Here is an 8481-nt window from a genome sequence, read left to right on the forward strand (position 1 = left end):
ACGGCCGCTCTCCAACCGGCCGTACCTTTTCCCTCCCTCCCACATCACCAGCACGGAGTCCCGCATGTCCAAGTCCACGTCCTCACGTACGCCGTCATCCAGGAAGCCGCTGATCTACGGCGCCGGAGTCGTCCTCGCCGCAGCCCTGCTCGGCTTCGTCTCCTACCGGGCCACCGCCCCCGACCACTCGGGTTCTTCCTCCTCGTCGGTCGCCGATGTCACCGCGGACCCGGACACCGGCGTCCAGCCGGAGCTGGCGAAGCTCGCCCGGCGCGACGCCGGTGACAAGCTCGCGCAGGGCCGGGTGGACGCGCCCGTCGTCCTCATCGAGTACGCCGACTTCAAGTGCGGCTACTGCGGCAAATTCGCCCGCGACACCGAACCGGCCCTGGTGAAGAAGTATGTCGACGACGGCACCCTGCGCATCGAGTGGCGCAACTTCCCGATCTTCGGCGCCGAGTCCGAGGCCGCGGCCCGCGCCGCCTGGGCCGCCGGCCAGCAGGGCCGCTTCTGGCAGTTCCACCGTGCCGCGTACGCCGAGGGGGCCGAGGAGAAGGGGTTCGGCAAGGACCGGCTGAAGGCGCTCGCCCAGCAGGCCGGGGTCGCGGACCTCGACCGGTTCGCGCGCGACGCCGACAGCTCCGCCGCCTCCGCCGCGGTGAGCAAGGACCAGGAACAGGGATACGGGATCGGTGCGACCTCCACCCCGTCGTTCCTGATCAACGGCCGCCCGATCGCCGGAGCCCAGCCGATGGAGACCTTCACCCAGGCCATCGAGGCGGCGGCCGAAAAGGCCCGCAACACCGAGGACGCCAAGGGCGGCGAGGACACCGAAGACGCCGAGGGCAGCGCGAAATGACGGCTGACATCGGCTACTTCGCGGCCTTCCTCGGCGGACTGCTCGCCCTGGTCAGCCCGTGCAGCGCGCTGCTGCTGCCCGCCTTCTTCGCGTACTCCATCGACTCCACCTCGCGGCTCCTGGCCCGTACCGGCATTTTCTACGCCGGTCTGGCCACCACCTTGGTCCCGCTCGGCGCCGCGGGCTCGTACGCGGGACGGCTCTTCTACAGCCACCGCGACGCGCTCGTCCTCGGCGCCGGGTGGCTGATCATCGTGCTCGGTATCGCGCAGATCGTGGGTCTGGGTTTCGCCTCGCGCCGGATCGCCGCCCTCAGCGGCCGGATCCGTCCGACCACCGCCGTATCCGTCTATGCGCTGGGCGCCGTATACGGACTGGCCGGTTTCTGCGCGGGCCCGATCCTCGGCAGCGTCCTCACCGTGGCGGCGGTCAGCGGCAGCCCGGTCTACGGCGGACTGCTGCTCGCCGTCTACGCCCTCGGCATGGCGGTCCCGCTCTTCCTGCTCGCGCTGCTCTGGGAACGCTTCGACCTGGGCCGGCGGGCCTGGCTGCGGGGTCGTCCCTTCCGGCTCGGCCGCTTCGAGCTGCACACCACGACGCTGCTGTCGGGGCTCTTCTTCATCGGTCTCGGCGCGCTGTTCCTCGCGTACGACGGGACGACGGCACTGCCCGGACTGCTGGACGTGGACGAATCATTCGCCGTCGAGCAGTGGGCCCAGCGCATCGGAGAGCATGTGCCGGACGCAACGGCCCTGGTGGCCGCGGTCGCGGTGGTGCTGCTGGTGCTGGCGGTACGGGCGTGGCGCCGCCGGGGCGTGAAAGCGGCGGACCGGGAAGAGGCCTGACACGACGAAGGCCCCGTCCGGGGGACGGGGCCTTCGGGTGGTGGCTGGGGCCGGGATCGAACCGGCGACCTATCGCTTTTCAGGCGATCGCTCGTACCAACTGAGCTACCCAGCCACGCAGCTCATACAGGCTGCAGCGGTCCTGACGGGATTTGAACCCGCGGCCTCCACCTTGACAGGGTGGCGAGCACTCCAAACTGCTCCACAGGACCAAGCTGTTGTGCGACTAAGTGTCGCACAGGATGGTGCGTGCCCCCAACGGGATTCGAACCCGTGCTACCGCCTTGAAAGGGCGGCGTCCTGGGCCACTAGACGATGAGGGCAGAACTACTCGTACCGCTGCTTCTGTGTCTGTCACCCTAAAGGGTGGTGGAGACGTGAGAAGCATGTGGCTCTGCTTCCCCTCTAGAGGTTCCGCTTCTCCTTCAACCTCCGGGGTCTCAGAACGGTCAAGCCCTGACCGGCGCCCTTGGGCACGTCGGAGACTGTACTACGGCGTTTCGGCGTCGGCCAAACCGAATAGGCGAAGGGGTCGCTCCGGCCGGGTTCTCCTCCGGCGCACAGCGGCCGGCCTCGTCGTCGGGCCGGGGCCGCCCGGGGCCGATCGCGCCCCGGGCCGCGCACGGCGGGCGGTTCGGACCGGGGCGCGCCGGGCGTCCGTACGGGACAATGGCGGGGTGCTGGAGATGACACGCGAAGAGTTCGAAGAACTGGTCGCCGAGGCGCTGGACCGGATCCCGCCGGAGCTGACGCGGCTGATGGACAACGTCGCGGTGTTTGTCGAGGACGAACCGGACCCGGGCGATCCGGAGCTGCTCGGGCTTTACGAGGGCACGCCGCTGACCGATCGCGGCGAGTGGTACGCGGGGGTGCTGCCGGACCGGATCACCATCTACCGCGGGCCGACGCTGCGGATGTGCGAGTCGCGCGAGGACGTCGTCGTCGAGACCGAGATCACGGTCGTCCATGAGATCGCCCATCACTTCGGCATCGATGACGAGAGGCTGCACGCACTCGGCTACGGATGAGCGCGCAAGCGTGGTGCGGGCGGTGTGCGGGCAGCGCGCAGGAGGCGTGCGGGAGGTGTGCGAGCCGGGCGCGGGGCGTGTCCCCGGCGGGGCAAAGGGAGTTGGGCACGGCGCCCCCGCTTCTTCCCGTACCGCTCCGCCTCTCCTCGTACCCCCGGAGGTGCCTCCCGTGCGCCAGTTGTCCGCTCCCGTCCGATGGGCGGCCGTCATCGCAGTGACGGTCGCCGCGTCCACAGGCTGCATGAGCGTCGGCGATGACGGAGGGAAACCGGCGCCGTCGCCGTCGTCCGAGCCGAAGGGGAGCGCGGCGGGGCCGGACGGCGGCACCGTGGCGGGCACGGGTGGCGCCCGCACCGGTGATGGCGGTGCCGAGGCGCATTCCGAACGGGAGGTGGCCGAACCTCCGGAGCCGAGCGGCTCCGCCGGCCCTTCGGGCTCGCCCGGCGGCGTGCGCCCCGGCGCGAAGCCGGGTGACCCGGGGCCGACAGGGGGTGGCGGGCTGCCGGCGCCCTCGGCCCCGCAGCCGGGGCCTGGGGTCCCGCAGCAGCCCGAATCCCCGCCGCCGTCCGAGTCGGCCACACCCGAGCCGCCCGCCTCCCCGGAGCCGGAGCCCTCGGAACCGTCGCCGCAGCCGTCCGCCTCGTCGGCGGCTCAGCTCCGCCACCACGCGATGAGTGCGCCCAGGAAGCCGTGGGCACTGCGGACGCCGGACGTCTCGCCGCAGGCGGGGCCGGTGTAGCAGGGGCCGAAGGAGGGCGGTTTGCGCAATGTGGGGGGGAGTGCGTATGGTGGTAGATCGTTTGATCCCATTGCCCGGCGCCGAAACAGAAGCGCGCCGTGTGGCGCGTACTCTCCCTTGCCGTGGCTGGACCGCATTGAGGCGGTCGAAATTGCGAATCACGGAGTTACGGGCGCGTGCCGAGACTCCGGAAGGTTTCGCATTTCGCATGTCAATTTCCAGTTCTGACCACACCGTCATGCCCGAGAACATCGAGAACGACGAGCTCGTCGAGGCCGCAGAGGCCGTCGTCGCCGAGTCCGCCGACTCCATCGAGGTCGACGCCTCGCAGGCCGACACCGACTCCGACTCCGCCGCCGCCGACGCGGACGCGGACGCGGAGCCGACCATCACTTTCGCCGACCTGGGCCTGCCCGAGGGCATCGTCCGCAAGCTCGCGCAGAACGGTGTGACCGCGCCCTTCCCGATCCAGGCCGCGACCATTCCGGACGCCCTGGCCGGCAAGGACATCCTGGGCCGCGGCCGTACCGGCTCCGGCAAGACGCTCTCCTTCGGTCTGCCGACCCTGGCCACGCTGGCCGGCGGCCACACCGAGAAGAAGAAGCCCCGCGCGGTCATCCTTACCCCGACCCGTGAGCTCGCGATGCAGGTCGCGGACGCGCTGCAGCCGTACGGCGATGTGCTCGGCCTGAAGATGAAGGTCGTCTGCGGCGGTACCTCGATGGGCAACCAGATCTACGCGCTGGAGCGCGGTGTCGACGTCCTCGTCGCCACCCCGGGCCGGCTGCGCGACATCATCAACCGGGGCGCCTGCTCCCTGGAGAACGTCCAGGTCGCCGTCCTCGACGAGGCCGACCAGATGTCCGACCTGGGCTTCCTGCCCGAGGTCACCGAGCTGCTCGACCAGGTTCCGGTCGGCGGTCAGCGCATGCTCTTCTCCGCCACGATGGAGAACGAGATCGGCACGCTGGTCAAGCGCTACCTGGACAACCCGGTGAGCCACGAGGTCGACAGCGCCCAGGGCAACGTCACGACCATGACGCACCACGTCCTCGTCGTGAAGCCGAAGGACAAGGCGCCGGTCACCTCCGCCATCGCCGCCCGCAAGGGCCGCACCATCATCTTCGTCCGCACCCAGCTGGGCGCCGACCGCATCGCCGAGCAGCTGGTCGAGGCCGGCGTGAAGGCGGACGCGCTGCACGGCGGCATGACGCAGGGTGCCCGTACCCGCGTGCTCGCCGACTTCAAGGACGGTTACGTCAACGCCCTCGTCGCGACCGACGTCGCCGCCCGCGGTATCCACGTCGACGGCATCGACCTCGTGCTGAACGTGGACCCGGCCGGTGACCACAAGGACTACCTGCACCGCTCGGGCCGTACCGCCCGTGCCGGCAAGTCCGGTGTCGTCGTCTCGCTGGCGCTGCCGCACCAGCGCCGTCAGATCTTCCGCCTCATGGAGGACGCGGGCGTCGACGCCTCGCGTCACATCGTGGGCGGCGCGGGTGCCTTCGACCCGGAGGTCGCCGAGATCACCGGCGCCCGTTCGCTGACCGAGGTCCAGGCCGACTCCGCGAACAACGCCGCCAAGCAGGCCGAGCGCGAGGTCGCCGACCTGACCAAGCAGCTGGAGCGCGTCCAGCGCCGCGCCGGCGAGCTGCGCGAGGAGGCCGACCGCCTGGTCGCCCGAGCCGCGCGCGAGCGGGGCGACGACCCCGAGGTCGCGGTGGCCGAGGCCGCCGCCGAGGCGGAGGCCGCGATCGAGGCCGCCGTCTCCGTACCGGAGCAGCCCACCGCCCGTGACGACCGTCGCGACGACCGCGGCAACTTCGACCGCCGGGACAACCGCGGCGGCGACCGCGGCGGCGACCGTGGCGGCTACCGCGGTGGCAACGACCGTGGTGGCGACCGTGGTGGTTTCCAGCGTCGTGACGACCGTTCGTCGGGTGGCTTCCGCCGCGACAACGACCGTCCGTCGTTCAACCGTGACCGCCGTGACGACCGTGGTGGCGACCGTGGTGGTTTCCAGCGTCGTGACGACCGTTCGTCGGGTGGCTTCCGCCGCGACAACGACCGTCCGTCCTTCAGCCGTGACCGCCGTGACGACCGTCCGTCGGGCGGCTTCCGCTCCAACGACCGCCGTGACGACCGTGATGGCCGTTCCTTCGACCGCCGCGACAACGACCGTCCGTCGTTCAACCGCGACCGTCGCGACGACCGCCCCTCGGGCGGCTTCCGCTCCGGCGGCAGCGACCGTCCGTTCAACCGCGACCGTCGTGACGACCGTCCCTCGGGCGGCTTCCGCTCCGGTGGCAGCGACCGTCCGACCGGCCGCCGCGACGACCACCGTGGCACCGGCACCAACACCGGTTCCTTCGGCCGCCGCGACGACAAGCCGCGCTGGAAGCGCAACGGCTGAACGCGGTGAGGACCTGCTGAAGGTCCGCTGAAAGGTCCATGGAAAGCGGGCCCGCTCTTTACGAGTGGGCCCGCTTTTCTTTTCACTTCTCTCACATGAGCAACCGCTGTTAATATCCGGCGACTTGCACAGGGGTACGGCCGGGGGGCTTTGCGCGATTCCTTTGCGGCGGGCCGCCGCTGAACACCTGTGTCCTCCACGCCTTTCGGGCATTTCGGAGAGGATTGACTCTTGGTACGCCTTGCTTCTTCAGCCACCCGTGCCGTCGGGCGCCGTCGCGCCGTCCTGGCCGCTCTCACCGCGGTCGCGGCCGGTCTCGGCGCGATGCCGAGCGCCAGTGCCGCGGACACGCCCACTCCCGTGCAGACGGACGGGGTCTGGGGCATCGACTTTGCCGGCGGAACGCTGAACACGGTGGAAGTCGCGGCGAACGGCCTGCAGTACGCCTACGCGCGCCGGATCGCCCCGGACGGGACGACGGCCGGCGACCGGACCTCGATGGGGTTCGTCGGCACCTACGCGACCGGCGACCACATCAAGCGCGTGCCCTGCGACGCCGGTTCCTGCGTACCACTGCGCGCCACCGGGAACGGCCATCTGGGCCGCTTCAGCGTCGACAACGGCCAGGAGTATGCCCAGATCTGGCTGACGGCGAACAGCTACCACTCGTCCGACGAGCCCGGTGTGACGGGCGGTCAGTTCGTGGACGCCACCGGACGGTACTTCGTCTACAACGCGGCATCGACCGGCAAGCAGTACATCGACTACGTCTCCGAATACCGCACGACGAATGTGCGGATGACCCGGCCCGTCACCGCCGCCTCGGTATGGGGTTCTGTGCTGTGGACGGCGAGTTCCACCGCCGGAGCCGTCACCGCGACCGACCTCGAACGGAAGAAGGTCGTCGAGACGGTCGCCACCGGTGCGCCTTGTGTGGTCAAGGAACTTCAGACTGTCGGACGCTGGATCTACTGGAACTGCGGTACGGGCGGTGCGGCCGGTGTGTACGACCGTACGGCGAGGAAGAGCTTCACCGTGCCGTCCGGTGCCGTGCTCGTAGGCGACGGCTATCTCGTGCGGCACGACCGGTCCGCCGGGAAGCTGGTGCTCACCGACTTCCACACCGGCAAGGCCGCGGCGCCCCGGGAGATCGCGGATCTGCCCGCGGGCAGCACCGTCGACCAGCGCAGGCTGACCTGGGCCGTGGACAAGTTCGGCGGAGACATCGCGTACGTCGGACCGGACAAGGCGATCCGTATCGTGCGGAGCGAGGCGCCTTCGCAGCCGCTGGCGGGCATCGAGTCGGATCTCGGCGACGGCTCCATCGACATCAAGGGCGTCGAAAACGGCCATTCCCCGGCCTGGAACAGCACCTGGCAGTTCAACAAGCCCGTGACCTGGAACTTCGTTGTGAAGGACGTCCGCGGGCGCACGGTCCGTACCTTCTCCGGCGGGCCCGGGGCCGAGGTCGAGGTCAACTGGGACGGCCGGACGGGCACGGGTGGCTACCCGGCCAACGGGGTCCACACCTGGACGCTGACCGCCAGGGCCGCCGAGGGCGACGGCACGTACACCACCAGCGGAAAGATCTCGGTCGGCGGCGGCCTCCCGGGCCACCACGACCAGGGCGGCAACGACTTCGGCGAGCTGGTCACGCTCAACTCCGCCGGTGCGCTGACCCTTCACTACACCGAGGGCAAGGGCACGTTCGACTGGAAGCGCTCAGGCTCCGGCTGGCCCAAGGGCACGCTGGCCGTCCCGTTCGGGGACATGGGCAGCGACCGGTGCTCCGAGATGCTCGTACGGATGCCGAACGGGGAGCTGCGCCGGTACGGCGGAAGGTGCGGCAACCCGTACACCCCGAACAGCAGCCACACCTCGCTCGGCACGGGCTGGAACGCGTACAACGTCCTGACCGCGCCCGGCGATCTGACCGGTGACGGCCGCACCGATCTGCTCGCGCGCAAGGCGTCGACCAGCGACATCTACCTCTTCGCCAACGACGGCCGCGGCAAGCTGAAGGCCGGGGTCAAGATCCGTTCGTCCTGGACCATCTACACGAAGATCGTGGGAGCCGGAGACCTCGACGGCGACGGGTACGGCGATGTGCTGGCCCGTCACAAGGACGGCACGCTCTACCGCTACGACGGCACCGCCAACGGGAAGCTGAAGGAACGGGTGAAGGTCTTCTCCGCGTGGGGCGCCTCGTACAACACCATCGTCGGGGTGGGTGACATCACCGGTGACGGCAGGGCCGACCTCGTCGAGCGGGACAGCTCCGGCAATCTCTACCGCAACAACGGCAACGGCAAGGGTTCGTTCGGCTCACGTACGAAGATCGCCACGGGGTGGCAGGTCTACAAGGGCGTCTTCTGACGCGTAGGAGGAAGCGGATGCGACCGGGGACCGGCCGGGCTCTCACCTCCATGGCGGCGGCCGGCGCCGTGCTCGACGCGCGGATCGGCTGAGCGATGAGCACGAGCGGGGGCCGGGTACGGGGCTGAGAGCCTGTCGGGTGGCTGATCATGCGTGATGCGTGACGGTCGTGATCTGCCTTCCGGGCATGGCGACGGCCCCGGAATGATCACGTGGTG

General features: G+C 70.1%; 6 protein-coding genes and 3 tRNA genes. 6 read left to right on the forward strand and 3 right to left on the reverse strand.

Annotation, left to right across the window (positions count from 1 at the left end; all coding sequences use genetic code 11):
- Positions 1–64 precede the first annotated feature (64 nt).
- On the forward strand, positions 65–859 hold the full coding sequence (locus tag ABTZ94_RS14825; protein WP_351201070.1) for a DsbA family protein: 795 nt from the start codon (positions 65–67) through the stop codon (positions 857–859).
- Positions 856–1704, forward strand: a complete 849-nt coding sequence (locus ABTZ94_RS14830) for a cytochrome c biogenesis CcdA family protein (RefSeq protein WP_351201072.1) — start codon at positions 856–858, stop codon at positions 1702–1704. Before ABTZ94_RS14825 ends, ABTZ94_RS14830 begins: the two co-directional genes overlap by 4 nt.
- Before the next feature lie 38 nt (positions 1705–1742).
- Here ABTZ94_RS14830 and ABTZ94_RS14835 read toward each other — a convergent pair.
- The 3 genes from ABTZ94_RS14835 to ABTZ94_RS14845 form a co-directional block, all read right to left on the reverse strand.
- Positions 1743–1819, reverse strand: a tRNA-Phe gene (locus ABTZ94_RS14835).
- A gap of 22 nt (positions 1820–1841) precedes the next feature.
- Positions 1842–1916: transfer RNA gene (locus tag ABTZ94_RS14840), tRNA-Asp, on the reverse strand.
- A 38-nt stretch (positions 1917–1954) separates the two neighbouring features.
- Positions 1955–2027: transfer RNA gene (locus ABTZ94_RS14845), tRNA-Glu, on the reverse strand.
- A gap of 354 nt (positions 2028–2381) precedes the next feature.
- Here ABTZ94_RS14845 and ABTZ94_RS14850 point away from each other — a divergent pair.
- The 4 genes from ABTZ94_RS14850 to ABTZ94_RS14865 all read left to right on the forward strand — a co-directional run bounded on the left by ABTZ94_RS14850 (position 2382) and on the right by ABTZ94_RS14865 (position 8263).
- Positions 2382–2732 carry a metallopeptidase family protein gene (locus ABTZ94_RS14850; RefSeq protein ID WP_267004328.1) on the forward strand — a complete coding sequence of 117 codons (351 nt, stop codon included), beginning with the start codon at positions 2382–2384 and terminating at the stop codon, positions 2730–2732.
- A 169-nt stretch (positions 2733–2901) separates the two neighbouring features.
- The gene (locus ABTZ94_RS14855) at positions 2902–3471 is read left to right on the forward strand and encodes a hypothetical protein (RefSeq protein WP_351201075.1); all 570 of its coding nucleotides are present in this window, start codon (positions 2902–2904) and stop codon (positions 3469–3471) included.
- Between the two features lie 208 nt (positions 3472–3679).
- Entirely contained in the window at positions 3680–5887 is a 2208-nt protein-coding gene (locus ABTZ94_RS14860; RefSeq protein ID WP_351201076.1) for a DEAD/DEAH box helicase, read from the forward strand.
- A gap of 231 nt (positions 5888–6118) precedes the next feature.
- Positions 6119–8263 (forward strand): FG-GAP repeat domain-containing protein, encoded by a 2145-nt coding sequence (locus tag ABTZ94_RS14865; RefSeq protein WP_351201078.1) that lies wholly within the window; start codon positions 6119–6121, stop codon positions 8261–8263.
- Positions 8264–8481: the final 218 nt, after the last annotated feature.

This window comes from Streptomyces sp. NPDC002785, assembly GCF_040295565.1.
Classification (GTDB): domain Bacteria; phylum Actinomycetota; class Actinomycetes; order Streptomycetales; family Streptomycetaceae; genus Streptomyces.

Bases quoted from the DNA above. Each gene is read 5' to 3' on its own strand.
- ABTZ94_RS14860 (WP_351201076.1), top strand. From the start codon at position 3,680: ATGTCAATTTCCAGTTCTGACCACACCGTCATGCCCGAGAACATCGAG.
- ABTZ94_RS14825 (WP_351201070.1), top strand. From the start codon at position 65: ATGTCCAAGTCCACGTCCTCACGTACGCCGTCATCCAGGAAGCCGCTG.
- ABTZ94_RS14830 (WP_351201072.1), top strand. From the start codon at position 856: ATGACGGCTGACATCGGCTACTTCGCGGCCTTCCTCGGCGGACTGCTC.